The organism is Burkholderia pyrrocinia (genome assembly GCF_003330765.1).
GTDB lineage: Bacteria > Pseudomonadota > Gammaproteobacteria > Burkholderiales > Burkholderiaceae > Burkholderia > Burkholderia pyrrocinia_B.
Map to the genome: position 1 here is coordinate 2850473 of NZ_CP024903.1, position 15165 is coordinate 2865637.

16 protein-coding genes are annotated in these 15165 nt (G+C 65.0%); 10 read left to right on the top strand and 6 right to left on the bottom strand.

What is annotated here, in order from left to right; genetic code table 11:
- Nucleotides 1-10: 10 nt before the first annotated feature.
- From CUJ89_RS30580 to CUJ89_RS30590, 3 genes are read left to right on the top strand one after another with little or no spacing between them, the layout of a single operon-like run.
- Nucleotides 11-490 (top strand): DUF3304 domain-containing protein, encoded by a 480-nt coding sequence (locus CUJ89_RS30580; protein WP_114181650.1) that lies wholly within the window; start codon nt 11-13, stop codon nt 488-490.
- A 17-nt stretch (nt 491-507) separates the two neighbouring features.
- On the top strand, nt 508-963 hold the full coding sequence (locus tag CUJ89_RS30585) for a DUF3304 domain-containing protein (protein ID WP_114180989.1): 456 nt from the start codon (nt 508-510) through the stop codon (nt 961-963).
- Nucleotides 964-978: 15 nt separating this feature from the next.
- On the top strand, nt 979-2988 hold the full coding sequence (locus CUJ89_RS30590; protein ID WP_114180990.1) for a phospholipase effector Tle1 domain-containing protein: 2010 nt from the start codon (nt 979-981) through the stop codon (nt 2986-2988).
- A 76-nt stretch (nt 2989-3064) separates the two neighbouring features.
- Here the strand turns inward: CUJ89_RS30590 and CUJ89_RS30595 are convergent, their stop codons facing one another.
- Together CUJ89_RS30595 and CUJ89_RS30600 are read right to left on the bottom strand one after the other, a co-directional pair.
- Nucleotides 3065-3265 (bottom strand): hypothetical protein, encoded by a 201-nt coding sequence (locus tag CUJ89_RS30595; protein ID WP_114180991.1) that lies wholly within the window; start codon nt 3263-3265, stop codon nt 3065-3067.
- 29 nt (nt 3266-3294) lie between these two features.
- Nucleotides 3295-4614 carry a DUF3422 family protein gene (locus tag CUJ89_RS30600; protein ID WP_114180992.1) on the bottom strand — a complete coding sequence of 440 codons (1320 nt, stop codon included), beginning with the start codon at nt 4612-4614 and terminating at the stop codon, nt 3295-3297.
- 160 nt (nt 4615-4774) lie between these two features.
- Between CUJ89_RS30600 and CUJ89_RS30605 the strand changes: the two genes are divergently transcribed.
- Nucleotides 4775-5650 carry a LysR family transcriptional regulator gene (locus tag CUJ89_RS30605; RefSeq protein WP_114180993.1) on the top strand — a complete coding sequence of 292 codons (876 nt, stop codon included), beginning with the start codon at nt 4775-4777 and terminating at the stop codon, nt 5648-5650.
- On the opposite strand, the gene CUJ89_RS30610 is transcribed toward CUJ89_RS30605, so the two are convergent.
- From CUJ89_RS30610 to CUJ89_RS30620, 3 genes are all read right to left on the bottom strand, one after another.
- Entirely contained in the window at nt 5651-6214 is a 564-nt protein-coding gene (locus tag CUJ89_RS30610) for a hypothetical protein (RefSeq protein WP_114180994.1), read from the bottom strand.
- Nucleotides 6215-6357: 143 nt separating this feature from the next.
- The gene (locus CUJ89_RS30615) at nt 6358-6708 is read right to left on the bottom strand and encodes a hypothetical protein (protein ID WP_114180995.1); all 351 of its coding nucleotides are present in this window, start codon (nt 6706-6708) and stop codon (nt 6358-6360) included.
- A 157-nt stretch (nt 6709-6865) separates the two neighbouring features.
- Nucleotides 6866-7879, bottom strand: a complete 1014-nt coding sequence (locus CUJ89_RS30620; protein ID WP_236655000.1) for a LysR family transcriptional regulator — start codon at nt 7877-7879, stop codon at nt 6866-6868.
- 325 nt (nt 7880-8204) lie between these two features.
- On the opposite strand from CUJ89_RS30620, the gene fae reads away from it, so the two are divergent.
- The 6 genes from fae to CUJ89_RS37885 all read left to right on the top strand — a co-directional run bounded on the left by fae (nt 8205) and on the right by CUJ89_RS37885 (nt 13998).
- The gene (gene fae / locus CUJ89_RS30625) at nt 8205-8729 is read left to right on the top strand and encodes a formaldehyde-activating enzyme (protein ID WP_031397394.1); all 525 of its coding nucleotides are present in this window, start codon (nt 8205-8207) and stop codon (nt 8727-8729) included.
- Between the two features lie 40 nt (nt 8730-8769).
- A complete protein-coding gene (locus tag CUJ89_RS30630; protein WP_114180996.1) occupies nt 8770-9792 on the top strand; it encodes an aldo/keto reductase in 1023 nt (340 codons plus the stop codon).
- 13 nt (nt 9793-9805) lie between these two features.
- Nucleotides 9806-11257, top strand: a complete 1452-nt coding sequence (locus tag CUJ89_RS30635; protein ID WP_114180997.1) for an NAD-dependent succinate-semialdehyde dehydrogenase — start codon at nt 9806-9808, stop codon at nt 11255-11257.
- A 162-nt stretch (nt 11258-11419) separates the two neighbouring features.
- Entirely contained in the window at nt 11420-12754 is a 1335-nt protein-coding gene (locus CUJ89_RS30640; protein ID WP_236655094.1) for an MFS transporter, read from the top strand.
- Nucleotides 12755-12910: 156 nt separating this feature from the next.
- Nucleotides 12911-13636, top strand: a complete 726-nt coding sequence (locus tag CUJ89_RS30645) for a hypothetical protein (protein WP_114180999.1) — start codon at nt 12911-12913, stop codon at nt 13634-13636.
- Complete coding sequence (locus CUJ89_RS37885; protein ID WP_152036679.1) at nt 13633-13998, top strand: hypothetical protein; 366 nt, start codon at nt 13633-13635, stop codon at nt 13996-13998. The genes CUJ89_RS30645 and CUJ89_RS37885 overlap by 4 nt, the downstream gene beginning before the upstream one ends.
- An 89-nt stretch (nt 13999-14087) precedes the next feature.
- On the opposite strand, the gene CUJ89_RS30650 is transcribed toward CUJ89_RS37885, so the two are convergent.
- The gene (locus tag CUJ89_RS30650; RefSeq protein ID WP_114181000.1) at nt 14088-14963 is read right to left on the bottom strand and encodes a LysR substrate-binding domain-containing protein; all 876 of its coding nucleotides are present in this window, start codon (nt 14961-14963) and stop codon (nt 14088-14090) included.
- Between the last annotated feature and the right edge of the window lie 202 nt (nt 14964-15165).

Sequence of the window (15165 nt, forward strand, 5' to 3'; positions counted from 1 at the left end):
GGAGATGGGGATGTTGAACGGAATGCGTCGTGCGGTTCGTCAGGTGGTTGCGATAGAGATCGCGATCGCTGGCGGCTTGTGGGGTGTACAGGCACACGCGGAGAGCAATGGGCCGTATCGCGTCGCGGGTTTCAATTACACCGATCGAGGCATCTACAGCCTCGTCATCGACGGCTTCGGCGCCGGCAGCGTGCATGCCCGTCAATTCGGCGGCGGTGGCGGCACGGTCTGTTGCATGGCAGTGCCGCGCGGCACGAAGACTTGGCACCTCAAGGTCACGTACGACCTGACGCCCGAAGAAGATGCCAAGAACCTGTCGCCGGAAATCTACGAGACGGAGATCGCCGTTCCGAAGTTGCCGAACAAGCGCGACGGCTACATCGAGTTCCATTTCCTGCCCGACCGCAAGATCGAAGCCAAATGGGTCGAATATCCGACCGGTCCGCGCAACCCGAATACAACAAGCAACGCATCGTCCAAGACGAACTGAATGACAGGAACATCGACATGCTGAATTTTCTTCGCCACCTCGCTCGCAACCCGATCGCGATCGCTGTGCTGCTACTCGGTGGTGCGTGGTGGGTGCATGCGCAGACTGCGAGCTACGGACCGTACCACGTCATTGGGTACAACTATACAGACAGAAGCATCTACAGTTTCACGATCGACGGGTTTGGGGCCGGCGGCTCTACCGCCCATAAACGCGGCGGCGGTGGAAAGTCCGTATGCTGCATGGACATACCGCGCGGCGCAAAGACCTGGCATATCAAGATCATGTACGAGTTGACCCCGGATCAGTACAAGAACAACTTACCGTTCGACGTTTATGAAACGGATATTCCGGTGCCGGCCTTGCCGAACAAATCCCAGGGATATATTGAATTCCACTTCCTTCCCAATCGAAAAATCGAAGCACAGTGGGTCGATTATCCAACCGACCCGCACATCCCCAACACGGACTAAATTCGCGAGGGAAGCATGCCGAACGACACAATAGCCGCCCAAGGCGCCCAACCCAATTCGTCGGACCAAGGTTCTGGTGCGTCCCGTGCCGCACGGGCCGCAAGCGTCAGCACGCAGCTTCCATCGGAGGCACCAACCCCGTGCTTCCGGTGCCATCAAGAGATCTATCAGAGTTTTTTCTTCGATGGCTTCGCGCAAAGCCTTCAAGATGAAGGCCACCTTTCAAACATCGCTCGTCTGTTCAGGGCTCACGAGGAAACTGACAACAGCCTGGGTATCTATGCGATGTACTACGAAGGCATGGGGCGCGATCTATCGAATCAAACGGTCGGCGTGGTCGGAAAGGCAGCGAGCGATACGGCTTCCGCGCTCGTCAAAGAGGCCAAAGGAAAGTTCATAGACGATTCGGCAAAGAAGGTTGCGGGTGAAATTGGCAAGAATACCCTTGATGGTCCGACCAACAAAACGCTCGTCGCTCGCGGCTATTCCGCCATCGTTGAGGGCATTAATAAGGCACCCGAAACAATTAAGCAAAACCTCAAGGAGTCGTTGACCCTCAAGAAGGTCGGCATGGATCTTCTCCCGGTAGGTGTAGGCATTCTTGCCGATTCGGTTCAGCCGGTACGTGACAACGAGTACGCGTCAGGCTACATGGGAACTGGTTTCAATGTCCGTTTCATGCAAGCGATTGCCGACTTCAAAGCCAACGTCGAACGGGCCGAGAAAGATCCACGCGAAATCAAGCGCATTCGCGTTGCGGTTTTTGGGTATGACCGTGGCGGCATTCTTGCTCGAAAATTTGCAAACGAACTGATCGGAAAAGTATGCAAACAGGAAAGCGGAAAAGTAACGTACAAGGGAATACCTGTCGAATTCGACTTCATGGGCCTCTTCGATTGCGTCGCGACGTCCTATGCCGATTCGATTTTCACCAAAGTGGTCGCTCCCGTCCTGGGCGTCGTGCCAGCCGAAGGGAAGGCCATTAGCTTCTCCATCAAAGGGCTAAGCATGTTTCTCAGCCTCTCCAAACAAACGCTTGGAGAGTATGACCTCCAGAAGGAATTCAAGTCGATTGTTCACCACGTTGCGGCGACAGAACTGCGGTTTTACAAGAATTTGGATTCTCCCAGGAGGTCGCCCGATCATGCGAACTTGCTCGAAATCGTTTATCCGGGCAGCCAGTCGGATGTAGGAGGGGGATTTCGAGAGGGGGAGGATCAAAAGTCGGCGGAGTTGGCTCGTGTATCCGCGCGGAATATGCTCGATCGAGCTTGGGCGGCCGGCGTACCATTAAAGCCTCTTTCCCAACTTCGCCAAACGAATCCCGGCGTGGCACGCGAATTCGATTTTCAGAAGACTGTCAACGTGAACGGCAAGAACCTGACCGTCAACGACCTCTTCGCGGCCTACACGGCAATGCTACCGAAAGCGAACGGGCCGCTCGAAACGCATTTCGTCGAGCACCAGAAGCTGTTCGTGTCGTGGGCTCGTCACGTTCATGACCGCACGGCGCATGAAAGCACGGACAACAACCTGTTCATCAACACCGTGGACGCCGATGTCTACAACGCGGTCTTCCCGCACGGTGGCGGCTTGCCAAACTACGAAGGCCGGGACTGGTACTACAAGAGCCAGGAACCAAACTCCAAAGTCCCGCAGTTCACCTTCGGCGAACGCCGGACAGTCGACGACATTTCGGACAAGACCGTGCGCGCATTGGCCACCGCATGGGTGCACCCGCCGAAACTGTCGCCGGAAGTGATCGCGTTCTTCGACAACTTCGTTCACAACACGATCACGCGGCTCAACAACGTCGCGCTCGGCGACGGTGTATTCATGCAACTTCGCGAAATCGAGGAGAAGGGCTGGATGGCGCGCCAGACCGACACCGCGAAGGACTACGTGAAGAAAGTCCTCGGCAACGTGTCGAAGAACATCAAGGATGCGCAGGACGAATACGTCAGGCAGGTCACGTCCGGCCAGATTCCTCGCGGCGCGTCGATCGGCGATCTCTCCGGCGACTAAGCAGTACACACTGCTCCAATCAGCAAGCCCGCCCGGCCGCATACGCAGCCGGGCAGCACACACTGCCAACCCCGCGTCAGTTGTACCCGAGAATCGCCACCGCCGCGACATCCGGCCGATCGAGCGTCTTCCCGACGAGCGACGTCATCGGCTCCTGCAGCACGGCCTGATACGACGTCACGCGCGCCTCTTCCGATACGCCCGCTTCGTCCGATACCGGTTCGTCGAACGCATCGAAACCACTGAAAAACGCCGGTTGTTTCTGCGAAAAAGTCATCTCCACTCCTTTGATATGTCGTTGATGTTCTAGCTTGCCTGCTTCAACGTCGCCGCATGCACGGGCGCGCCGTCATGCGCGATCTCCGCACGCGCAAGCTGCACGCGCGTGCGCCGCGTGATGTGAATCACCGCGAACACGACCGGCGCAATCAGCAAGCCTTCCGCCAGCTCCGGATCGACCGGCAGGTTCATCACGTGCAGCGCCTTGAACGCCGCCGTCGCGAGCGACAGCACGTAGTACGAAATGGCCGCCACCGACAGCCCTTCGACCGCGTGCTGCAAATGAAGCTGATTGCGTGCGGTGCGCTCCATGCCCGCCAGCAGGCGCGTCACGTCCTTTTCCTGCGCGAGATTCACGCGCGTGCGCAGCAGGTCGACCGCCCGCGCGATCCGCGCGGCGATCTGCTCGTGGCGCGCCCACACGCTGCGGCACGTCTCCATCGCCGGCGCAAAGCGCCGTTCCATGAATTCGGCGATCGTCGGCATCCCTTCGATGCGCTCCTCGCGCAGTTCCTGGATGCGCGCCAGCACGAGCTTTTCGTACGCGCGCGACGCGCTGAAGCGCGCGCCCGATCCCGACAGCGATTCGACCCGCACCGCGAGATGCGTGAGCTTGACGAGCAGCGCCGCGTCGTCGCCGTCGGCACCGCTCGCGTCCATCCGCTGCATCAATCCGTGCAGCGCCGCGTGGATCTCGTCGAGCTCGCGGCTCATCCGGCGCGCGACGGGCAGCGCGAGCAGCGCCATCATCCGGTACGTTTCGATTTCGTAGAGACGCTGCAGCAGGCGGCCGCCCTGCTCCTCGCGGAAATCCTCGTCGACGACGAGAAAACGCATGAAGCCGTCGTCGCGCACATGCCAGTCGCAGAACACCTTGCCGCCGCCGAGCACGCTGCTGCCGACGAGCGCGGGCCCGTCGATCCAGCGGCGCAGGTCGCCGCAGACGAGCCGCGCGGCGTCGCCCGACAGCAGTTCCATCCGCACCGCGACGAAGCGGATGCCGGCGAGCCGCGCGAACCACGCGGCCGGAATGCCTTCGATCGCGAGATCGTCGAAATAGCCGGTGTCGCGGCGCGGCGCGACGAACGTGAAGGTCGAGAATTCGGTGTGGCGTTCCCACTTCAGGTGCCAACCGCACGGCGACTGCACCGCGTAGTGCGTCGCGCCTTCTTGCGGCGCGGCAATGCCCGTATCGCGGCACAGCGCGTGCAGCAGCGTTTCGTGGATGTCGGGCTGGCCGTCCGCATAGATCGCGTAATGCGTCAGCGACACGGCTTCGGCGAGCCGCAGGAACGGCCGGGCATGCAATTCCGCGGCCAGCGCGGCGCGCAACGGATGGTCCATCATCGATACACCATTTTCCCTGTTCGGTCCTGCACGCCGGATCAGCCGGCCTGACCGCCACGTCACCCTCGGGCGAAACGTCAGCGTGATCGCACTATGGCAGACACACAGCGACAATAAAAACGCATAATGCTGATCGTTACATTCAGTTTTACTGATAGCGATGAAGATGCTCGATCACGACGTACTCGCCACTGTCGTCGCCGTCGCGGAGACGGGCAACATGACCCGCGCCGCCGAGGCCGTGAACCGCTCGCAATCGGCCGTGAGCATGCAGATCAAGAGCCTGGAAGACGCGATCGGGCGGCCGCTGTTCGTGCGCAAGCCGCGCAGCATCGTGCTGACGCGCGAGGGCGAGGTGCTGCTGGGATTCGCCAGACGAATGCTGGCGCTGCGCGACGAGGCGTGGGCAGCCGTGGTGCGGCCGGAAGTGACCGGTAAAGTCGTGATCGGCGTGCCGGACGACTACGCGTCGTCGCTGCTGCCGTCGGTCTTGAAGAAATTCTCGGCGACCTACCCGAAGGTCGAGATCCAGGTGATCGGGCTGCCGAGCAGCGCGCTCGCGCCGCTGATCAAGGACGGCACCGTCGATCTCGTGTGCGGCACGCGCATCAAGGGGCTGTCCGGCGACTTCATCCGCCACGAGCCGATGGCGTGGGCCGCGATGACGAACGGGCCGCGCGTGTGGGAGGAGCGGCCGCTGCCGATCGCGGTGTTCATGCCGGGCAGCGTCGCGCGCGAGAACGCGATCCGCAGCCTCGAACGCGCGAAGCTGCCGTACCGCACCTCGTATGAAAGCCCGAGCCTGCTCGGGCTGCTCAGCATGGTCGAGGCCGGCCTCGCGGTCGCGCCGCTGGCGCGCTGCGCGATACCCGCGCAACTGTCAATGCTCGGGCGCTCGCACGGTCTGCCCGACCTGCCGCCGCTCGAACTGATCCTCGCGCGCAGCACGAAATCGAAGCGGCCGCCGTGCGACTTTCTCGCCGAGCAGTTGATGGAAGATCTGCAGCGGCAGACGGGGCAAACCGGCGACGCGTGATCAGCGCGTCGCACCAACAAACCCGGCCGCGTCCAGCGCCGCATTGACGTGCGCCGCGACCGCATCGACGAGTGCTTCAAGCGTATCGCCCCGCACGTGCCGGTGTTCCGGTGCGACGTGCTCGGCACGTTGCCAGCCCCACTGCGCACCCGACGCGACCGACAGCGTCGCGCCGAACCAGTTGCCGTTGTGGCGGCCGAAGATGCTCACGCGCCGCTCGTCCACATACTCCTGCTCAGGCAGATAGAGGCGAATCTCGACCGCGACCTGCCGGGGATCGTTGGCGCGCGCGGCCGGGCTGACCGCCGCTGCGAACACCTTGCCGATTCGCCAGGTCACGCAGGTCTCCCAAGCCGCGAGCGGGCCGCCGGCCACGTCGGCACGCTCGGTGTCGACCGACCACTGATGCCCGTGGGGCACGACGATCGCCTGATGCAGCAGCACTTCGGCCACGCGCACCGTCGTCACGAGTTGCCGCGCGAGCTGCTGGCCCGACGGCAGTGACGCCGTCCGCACGCGGCGGCTTGCCGGCCGTGCGACATGCACTTCTTCCGCGAGGTCCATGGACACTCCGTTATTCAGGATCAGCGCCGCGCACGACGCGGCGCACGAACGTTCGCCGCCGGCGGCTGACGAACAACACGGCAACCGGCGCTACGGCGGCGGATCAAAAAGCAATAAGGAACGAGCAACAATCGTTCCCCGGCTCACCCGGCCTTCGGTCCGACGCGCAATCGGCGCGCAACCGGCCCGATCACCGCATCGATTTGCTGCGCGATCAGCATGTGCAGCGTGAAATCCAGATCTTCCGGCGCGATGTCGAACTGCACGTGGATCACGTCGCGCACGGCGCGCGCGCTGACGACATACACACCGAGCGGGGAATGCAGCAACGCCGCGAGCCGGGCGCGCGCGCATTCGCCGGAGTCGGCCGTCAACGTGACGGGCAACTGCAGGCGCGGGCGCGGCGGCGGGAAAGGAATGACGTTGCGGCATGCGCCGGCGCGCAACCGGCGGCCGGCGACATCGAAGACGGGAACGGGATGAATAAAAGTCATGGGGCGGACGGAAGCCGTCTCGGCAGTTCGACACCTCCCCAGCTTAGAAGACAGCGCATAAACGTCGCGCAAAAAAACGGTGCGGCGGTGCAAAAAACGGCATGCGGGATGTAACCCGCCGCCGTCGGTCGGCCGGGATCGCGCCCCGGTCGCCCGGCTACGCGAATGCCTCGAGCGACGCGCGCCGCCGCTCGTCGACCATCGATTCGATCAGCGACACCAGATCGTTGGTCAGCGGATCGCAGATACCGGGCGAGCGATGCAGTTCGAGATCGGCCGCCGGCAGCGGCGGCAGCCCGTCCGCCTCGCCAAGCACGCGCCAGTTCTCCGGCAGCGTGCAGCGATCGATCATCGTCACGGCCGCACCGTGGTTTACCGCGATCTTGATACCTGTCGGGCTCTGGCTCGTATAGACGACGTGATACGGCCGCTCGGCCGTCGCGAGCGCCTGCAGCCCGCGCTGCCGGTAGCAGCACGTCTCGGGAAACAGCGCGAGCGGCACCGACGCATGCGGGCCGAGCGCGAAGTCCCGGTGCGCGGCCCACACGACGTCGTGACGGCCGAGCAGCCGCCCGCCCGCGTTCGGCCCGTGCCGCACGACGAGCGCGACGTCGAGCTCGCCGGCCTGCAGCCGTTCGAGCAGTTCGAGCGAGGTCCGGCATTGCACGTGCAGGCGAGCGCCCGGCCGCAGCGCATAGAACGACTTCAGCAGGTCGGGCAGCCACAGCTCCGCATAGTCCTCGGGCAGCCCGAAGCGCACGACGCCGCGGTCGCTGCTCGTCTGCTTCAGCGCGATGATCGCGTCGTTCTGCACCTGGATGATCCGCCGCGCGTGGATCAGGAAATTCTCGCCGTCGCGCGACAGTTCGAGCCGCCGGCTGTTGCGCATGAACAGGTGCGTGTCGAGCCGCTCCTCGAGCGTGCGGATGCGCAGGCTGATCGTCGACTGCGTGCGATGCAGCTGCCGGGCCGCCGCGGTGAAGCCGCCGCTTTCGACGACGGCGACGAATGCCCGGATCAGCTCGGGATCGAGCGAAGTCAGTTTCGACCAGTCGGGCCTCGAGAAAGCGCCGGGCCGCCCCGAGTTTTCCGCGCCGAAGGAAGTCCCGCTGAGGGCGTGCCCCGCTTGGGAGGGCTGGCGCAAAGCGTCAGGTTTCTCAATGGCAGCCATCGGAATTACTCGCTTTCGAAAAAGGAAGGGAAGACGAAAGATAGGGCTCGGAGTACGCCGATTGTTGTCCGGATGCGCGCGGCCCTCCAACCCCTGCCCGGGTATGACAAACCCGGAGCCGGCACGCGAACGCGCGCCCGTCTGCCCTGCCCCGCATGCCGTCGCGGCGGCGGCCGCAGGCCGCCCGGCGGGCGTTCGCGCGCCGGACCAAGGGCTTTTCCGGAGACAACGAAAACTCATGGCTCGATCAGAAAACATCGATTCACCGGCCGCGGCGCGGCCCACCACAATCGCCTCACACCAACCTCATCGACGAGACACCGCAATGACCGCATCCCAACCCAGGCAGCTCTACATCGGCGAAGGCTTCGAAGGCCCCGGCGTGAACCTCGCGCACATCAACGTGCTGGTCGGCCCGCGCAACGGCCCGGCCGGGCAGGCGTTCGCGACCGCACTCGCGACGCCGTCGGCCGGCCATGCGCCGTTCGTCGTGATCGCGCAGCCTGGCGTGCCGACCAAGCCGCTCACGCTGTACGTGAACAAGGCGCAGATCGCCGGCGACTTCCACGGCAATGCCACGTGGGGCGCGTCGCAGGCCGGCATCGCGAAGGCCGTGGCCGAAGCGCTCGAGAACGGCACGCTGCCGCCGGAAGCGGAGAACGACTGGGTCGTCGTGTCGGCGAACTGGGTCAACCCGCAGACCGACGATCTCGACGCCGTGTTCGAGAACAACTACCGCGCGTGCCGCAACGCGATCGTCGCCGCGATGGAAGGGCTGCCGCATCGCGACGCCGTGTTCGCCGCCGCGCGCGACGTGTCGAACCCGTTCTACACGCCGAAAAAGAACTGACGGACAACGCGCGGCCGGACAGGCCGCACCAGGAGGAAGCATGGAATACGTCCGCCTCGGCCAGTCCGGCCTGAAGGTGTCCCGCCTGTGTCTCGGCACGATGAACATGGGCACCCCCGAATGGAAGCCGTGGATCTTCGACGAAGCGCAGAGCGAGCCGATCGTGCGCCGCGCGCTCGACGCCGGCGTCAACTTCATCGATCTCGCGGATTTCTATTCGACGGGCGTCGGCGAGGAAGTGGTCGGCCGCATCCTGAAGCGCAACGCACGCCGCGAGGAGCTCGTCGTGACGACCAAGGTCGGCTACGACATGGGCAGTTATCCGAACGCGGGCGGCCATTCGCGCAAGCACGTGCTCGACGGCATCGACGGATCACTGAAGCGCCTCGGGATGGATTACGTCGACATCTTCATGCTGCATTTCTTCGACGTGAATACGCCCGTCGAGGAAACGATGAGCACGCTGCACGACATCGTGCGCGCGGGCAAGGCGCGCTACATCGGGGTCTCGACGATGTACACGTGGCAGTTCGCGAAGATCATGCAGGCGTGCGAGCGCAACGGCTGGGACAAGCCGATCAACATGCAGCTGCAGCTCAACCTCGCGTATCGCGAGGAAGAGCGCGAGATGGTGCCGTACTGCATCGACCAGGGCGTCGGCGTGTCGGTGTTCAGCCCGCTCGCGCGCGGCCTGCTGACTTGCGAGTCGCAATCGACGCGCAACCAGACCGACTTCTTCACCGCGCAGATGTACGGCGACACGTCGTCGCTCGCGATCGCCGCATCGGTCGCGAAGGTCGCGAAGCGGCGCGGCGTGCCGCCCGCGCAGATCGCGCAGGCGTGGGTGCTGAGCCGGCCCGGCATTGCCAGCATGCTAGTCGGCGCGGATTCCGTCGCGCAGTTCGACAGCGCGCTCGGCGCGCTCGAAACGCAGCTTAGCGAAGAAGAACTGCACGAACTGGAACGTAACTACACGCCGTGCGACCTGATCAACGACTACACGGCCGACAAGCGCATCGCGCGCGAGCCGCGCCCGGCGCAGGGCAGCTTCGCGGCAGACTGAAGGAACGAACACGATGAACGAATTTCTGAGAACCGGCCATTACATCGGCGGCGAATGGCACGAATCGCATGGCGCGAGCGATGCGACCTATCCGGTGCTGAACCCCGCGACCGGCGAGACGATCGCGAAGGTCGCGAAAGGCGGCGCCGACGACACGCAGCGCGCGATCGACGCGGCCGCCCACGCGTTTCCCGCATGGCGCGCGCTGACTGCCAAGGAGCGCGGCGCCCGCGTGAAACGCTGGGGCGAGCTGATGCTCGAACACCGCGATGCGCTCGCCGAGCTGCTGACGCGCGAACAGGGCAAGCCGCTCGCGGAAGCGCGCGGCGAGGTGGCCTATGCGGCGAGCTTTCTCGAATGGTTCGCGGAAGAAGCGAAGCGCATGTACGGCGACGTGATCCCGAGCCCGAAGCCGAACGCGCAGATCGTCGTCACGCGCGAGCCGGTCGGCGTCGTCGCGGCGATCACGCCGTGGAATTTCCCGCTCGCGATGATCACGCGCAAGGCAGGCCCCGCGCTCGCGGCCGGCTGCACGATGGTGCTGAAACCGTCCGAGGAAACGCCGCTGTCGGCGTTCGCGCTCGCGGTGCTCGCCGAGCGTGCGGGCGTGCCGGCCGGCGTGTTCAACGTCGTATCGGGCGACGCCGTCGCGATCGGCGAAACGCTGACGAGTTCACCCGTCGTGCGCAAGCTGTCGTTCACGGGCTCGACGCGGGTCGGCAAGCTGCTCGCGAAGCAGTCGGCCGACACGCTGAAGAAGCTGTCGCTCGAACTCGGCGGCAACGCGCCGTTCATCGTGTTCGACGACGCCGATCTCGATGCGGCGGTCGAAGGCGCGATCGCGTCGAAGTTCCGCAACACGGGCCAGACCTGCGTGTGCGTGAACCGCTTCCTCGTGCAGGACGGCGTGTACGACGCCTTCACGCGCAAGCTCGCGGACGCCGTGCGCACGCTGCGCGTCGGCAACGCGCTCGCGGGCGACGTCGACCAGGGACCGTTGATCAACGAAGCGGCGCTCGGCAAGGTCGAGCGGCACGTGGCCGATGCCACCGCGAAGGGCGCGCACGCGCTCATCGGCGGCAAGCGTCACGCGCTCGGCGGCACGTTCTACGAGCCGACCGTGCTGACCGGCATGACACCCGACATGCTGATCGCCGAAGAGGAAACCTTCGGCCCCGTCGCCGGCTGCTTCCGCTTCACGACCGAGGAAGAAGCCGTCGCGGCAGCCAACGACACGCCGTTCGGGCTGTCCGCGTACTTCTACACGCGCGACCTCGGCCGTGCGTGGCGCGTGTCAGGTGCGCTGGAAAGCGGGATGGTCGGCGTCAACGACGGGATCATCTCGACCGAAGTCGCGCCGTTCGGCGGCGTCAAGCAATCGGGGCTCGGCCGCGAAGGCTCGAAGTACGGCCTCGACGAATACGTGGAACTCAAGTACACGCTGATGGCCGGCCTCGGCCGCTGACACCCCCGCCCACGCCCGCCCGGGCGACTGCGCCGCGCGCCGCCCGGCCGCGCGGCGCTTCACACGGCTTCGCGGCGGCATCCGCCGCCCGCGCGCCGCACGCATAACAATTCCGGAGGCAGCTTGACTCAAGCCAACGTTCAATCCGGCACGGCGCACGCCCTGCAGTTGCCGCGCGGCGCCGATGCGCCGCAGCGCCCCGTCGCGCTCGACGACGTGCCGCTCTGCCGTTTCCACGTGAAGATCGCCGGCCTCACGTTCGGCGCGCATTTCACCGAGGGCTACACGCTCGGCACGATCGGCTACGCGCTGGCCGCGCTCGGCCGGCAGATGCCGATCGACGCGTTCTGGATGGGGATGATCGGCAGTTCGGCGCTGATCGGCATCTTCTTCGGCAGCCTCGTGTTCGGCTGGCTGTCCGACCGGATGGGCCGGCAGAAGATCTTCCTGACGAGCTTCGTGATCATCACGGCGGCCGCCTTCGCGCAGTTCTACGTGAGTTCGCCGCTCGAACTGTGCGTGCTGCGCGTGCTGATCGGCTTCGGGATGGGCGGCGACTTCACGGTCGGCCATGCGATCCTCGCCGAATTCTCGCCGCGCAAGCAGCGCGGTGCGCTGCTCGGTTCGTTCAGCGTGATCTGGACGATCGGTTATGTCGCCGCGAACGTGCTCGGCCTCGCGTACAGCGACGCCACGCCCGACGCATGGCGCTGGCTGCTCGCGTCGGCCGCATTGCCCGCGCTGATCGTACTGGTGCTGCGCATCGGCACGCCCGAATCGCCGCGCTGGCTGCTCGGCAAGGGCCGCGTGCAGGAGGCCCGCGCGATCGTCGCGAAGCATTTCGGGCCGCACGTGATGCTCGACGGTTCGACCGAACCGCATGCGCACGGCGGTTTCGCCCGGCTGTTCCACCGCGACCTGATTCGCCGGACGATGTTCAATTGCGCGTTCTTCGTGTGCCTCGTGATTCCGTATTTCGCGATCTACACGTTCCTGCCGACGATCCTGAAGACGATCGGCCTCGCCGAAGGCTTCGGCGCCGATCTGCTGCTGAACGGCTTCCTCGTGCTCGGCGCACTGATCGGCATCTGGCTGACGATCCGGCTGTCGCGGCGCGGTTTCCTGATCGGCTCGTTCGCGGTCACGTGCGCGTCGCTTGTCGCGCTGGCAGTACTGCCGTCGTCGGCGGCCGTCGCGATGATCGTCGCGTTCGCGATCTTCACGCTGACGATGTCGGCGTTCAGCAACCTCGTCGGCGTGTTCCCGCCCGAGTGCTTTCCGACCGAAGTGCGCGCGAGCGGGGTTGGCCTCGCGATCGCGTGCAGCCGGCTCGGTTCGGCGATCGGCACGTTCCTGCTGCCGGTCGGCATCGTGACGCTCGGGTTTCACGCAACGATGTTTGCGTTGGCGGGCGTGTTGCTGGTCGGGATGATCGTGTCGATCGCGTGGGCGCCGGAGACCAAGCATCTGACGCTGGAGCAGGCGTCGGGGCATTGATGACGGGAGGCGGGCTGCATGCAGGCCCGCCTCGTCGCCCCGACCGTAAAACAGGCGAGACAGTCGGCAGCCGCGCGTTCGAACTGGCCATTCGGCGGACTCGGCACACCGGATTCGCGGCGATAAGCTGGGGCTTTCCGCTTCTCGTCAGCCACCATGCCCGCCCACCCTGTCGATCTCAGTCATACGCTACCTTACGAGGCAACGTTCTTCGACGATCGGCTGACGATCGAACGAAACGATCTGGACATCCCCGCATTGCTTGGCATTGACCACGACGTTTCCGATGCGTTGCTCGTCTCGTTATGCGGAGCGCCGGCCGGGTCGGATGTCCAGGCCTACCTCGACAGCGCCGGTAAATTGACATTCGCCGTCACCCACCCGACGTTGATCCGATCGGAAAACCGGATATCAGTATTCCGAACCGCCGATATGCGCGTGCTCGAACTCCGTGCAATCGATCTGGCCGACGGTGCGGTCGCCGGACTCGGCGCGGCAATGCTCTGGAGAATCGTTCGGGCGTGTGATACGTTGGGCATTGTCCGGATCGGCGCTTTGGCGATGGGCGGCCGCAAATCACCGCCACAACCCGGCGGCCCACGGCTCCACGGATACTACGCATGGCCGAGATTCGGCTTCGATGCGCCCATTTCCGGCGTGCATGCAGACGAAGCTGCCCTGTTCCAGTATTTCCAGGGATATCCGGTCGGGTTGGCCGATGGATCGCTTCGATCCCTGCGGACGCTCTATGCAACCCGGTTCGGGCGAGACTTCTGGCGAGTCGCCGGCTCACATCGATGGATGACATTCGACGTTGCGCCGAATGGCGCATCCGTGTTGACACTGCGGGATTACCTGATCGAGAAGAGGATTTACAGATGACGGAAAAGCACAGCCCGATCACCGGATTCCGGATCGCACGATCGGCGGCGCGCAGTCGCCTGATTCGCGGGAATCGTCTTGTCTGGCGCCCGGAAGCGAGGCGACTTCTTGAAGAACTCCTCGCGAGCGAACTCCGTCGCAGTCTCGCGCGTACGCTCGCCGTCGGGCCAGCGGCACGGCCAATCGATGAGCCGGCACCCCCGCTGCCGAGAACAGTCTTCAACGTGGGACGCATCGATCCGTCGAAGTGCAAGTTGCCCATCATTTCGGAAGCCGAAGCCAGAGCCGTCGGAGGCCGGGAAACGTTCATTCATTTCGGCCTCGACCCGGATCTGTACTCCGAAATGAGTGACACTCTCTGACAGATTGGAGGATCGCCGTGTGAACGACCAACGAACCTCGTCGTCGTGATCGACACCGCATTGCGATCCGAAGCTCCACGTCCATGCCCCTACCCCTTCCTCGCCGCCTGCTCCCGCAACCACGCGGCGAATGCGCGCACCGGCTCGACCGCGACGCTCTCCGGCTCGATGTCGAGCCAGTACCCGAACGGCCCGATCGGCTGCACCGGCGACAGCCGCACCAGGCTGCCCTCGCCGATCTCCTCCTCGATCATGTTCAGATCGACGACCGCCAGCCCCGCGCCCTTGCGCGCCGCGCGGATCGCCTGTTCGAGCGTCGAGAACTCGATGCCGTCGCCGATCCGCGCTACCGGCACGCCCGCCTGCTCGCACCAGTCGGCCCACAGCGTCAGGCGCTTGCCCTCGTGCAGCACATGCAGCGACGGCAGCCGGCCGAGCAGCACGTCGAGCGCGTCGCCGCGATAACGCGGCGCGCCGACCAGCGCATGCCGCTCCATCATCAGCAGCTCCGATTGCATCCCCGCCCGCGCCGCACGCCCGAAACGGATGTGGCAATGGCAATCGTCGGCCGGCTCGGTGCGGATCGACAGCTCGACGTCCGGCAGCGCCTCCGCGAGCGTGCCGAGCCGCGGCGAAAACCACTGCGTCGCGAACGTCGGCGGCAGCGACACCGTGAGGCGCCGCTTCGCGCCCGGCCGCGCAGCAGCGACTTCGCCGACGCCGCGCTCGATCGTGTCGAACGCCTGCCCGATGAACGGCAGCAGGCGCTGGCCGGCATCGGTCAGGCGCACGCCCTTGTGGTCGCGCTCGAACAGGCGCGCGCCGAGCGCTTCCTCGAGCAGCCGGATCTGCCGGCTGACCGCCCCTTGCGTCACGCACAGCGAGACCGCCGCGCGGTTGAAGCTCAGGTGACGCGCGGTCTCCTCGAAAAATCGCAGCGCGATCAACGATGGCAGGCGTCGCATGATGTGTGTTCCTCTCTTTCGTGTTGCTGCCGGCCAGCCCCGCCGGCCAGCCCGCGGGCAGCTTTATCGCAGAAAAGCGCGTCGACCGTCAGACCGTGAAAACCCCGAGGTCCGGCGCACGGGCCCGGCCATCCGCCGTGGCATCCATCGTCCCCGCCTCGCCGGCCTCCCGCCTACAATAAGCATCCCGCACCAACAACGA

Coding starts and splice junctions, on each gene's coding strand:
- CUJ89_RS30635 (WP_114180997.1), top strand. CDS start 9,806: ATGAACGAATTTCTGAGAACCGGCCATTACATCGGCGGCGAATGGCAC.
- fae (WP_031397394.1), top strand. CDS start 8,205: ATGACCGCATCCCAACCCAGGCAGCTCTACATCGGCGAAGGCTTCGAA.
- CUJ89_RS37885 (WP_152036679.1), top strand. CDS start 13,633: ATGACGGAAAAGCACAGCCCGATCACCGGATTCCGGATCGCACGATCG.
- CUJ89_RS30630 (WP_114180996.1), top strand. CDS start 8,770: ATGGAATACGTCCGCCTCGGCCAGTCCGGCCTGAAGGTGTCCCGCCTG.
- CUJ89_RS30590 (WP_114180990.1), top strand. CDS start 979: ATGCCGAACGACACAATAGCCGCCCAAGGCGCCCAACCCAATTCGTCG.
- CUJ89_RS30600 (WP_114180992.1), bottom strand. CDS start 4,614: ATGATGGACCATCCGTTGCGCGCCGCGCTGGCCGCGGAATTGCATGCC.
- CUJ89_RS30605 (WP_114180993.1), top strand. CDS start 4,775: ATGAAGATGCTCGATCACGACGTACTCGCCACTGTCGTCGCCGTCGCG.
- CUJ89_RS30620 (WP_236655000.1), bottom strand. CDS start 7,879: ATGGCTGCCATTGAGAAACCTGACGCTTTGCGCCAGCCCTCCCAAGCG.
- CUJ89_RS30645 (WP_114180999.1), top strand. CDS start 12,911: ATGCCCGCCCACCCTGTCGATCTCAGTCATACGCTACCTTACGAGGCA.
- CUJ89_RS30595 (WP_114180991.1), bottom strand. CDS start 3,265: ATGACTTTTTCGCAGAAACAACCGGCGTTTTTCAGTGGTTTCGATGCG.
- CUJ89_RS30610 (WP_114180994.1), bottom strand. CDS start 6,214: ATGGACCTCGCGGAAGAAGTGCATGTCGCACGGCCGGCAAGCCGCCGC.
- CUJ89_RS30580 (WP_114181650.1), top strand. CDS start 11: ATGTTGAACGGAATGCGTCGTGCGGTTCGTCAGGTGGTTGCGATAGAG.
- CUJ89_RS30615 (WP_114180995.1), bottom strand. CDS start 6,708: ATGACTTTTATTCATCCCGTTCCCGTCTTCGATGTCGCCGGCCGCCGG.
- CUJ89_RS30650 (WP_114181000.1), bottom strand. CDS start 14,963: ATGCGACGCCTGCCATCGTTGATCGCGCTGCGATTTTTCGAGGAGACC.
- CUJ89_RS30585 (WP_114180989.1), top strand. CDS start 508: ATGCTGAATTTTCTTCGCCACCTCGCTCGCAACCCGATCGCGATCGCT.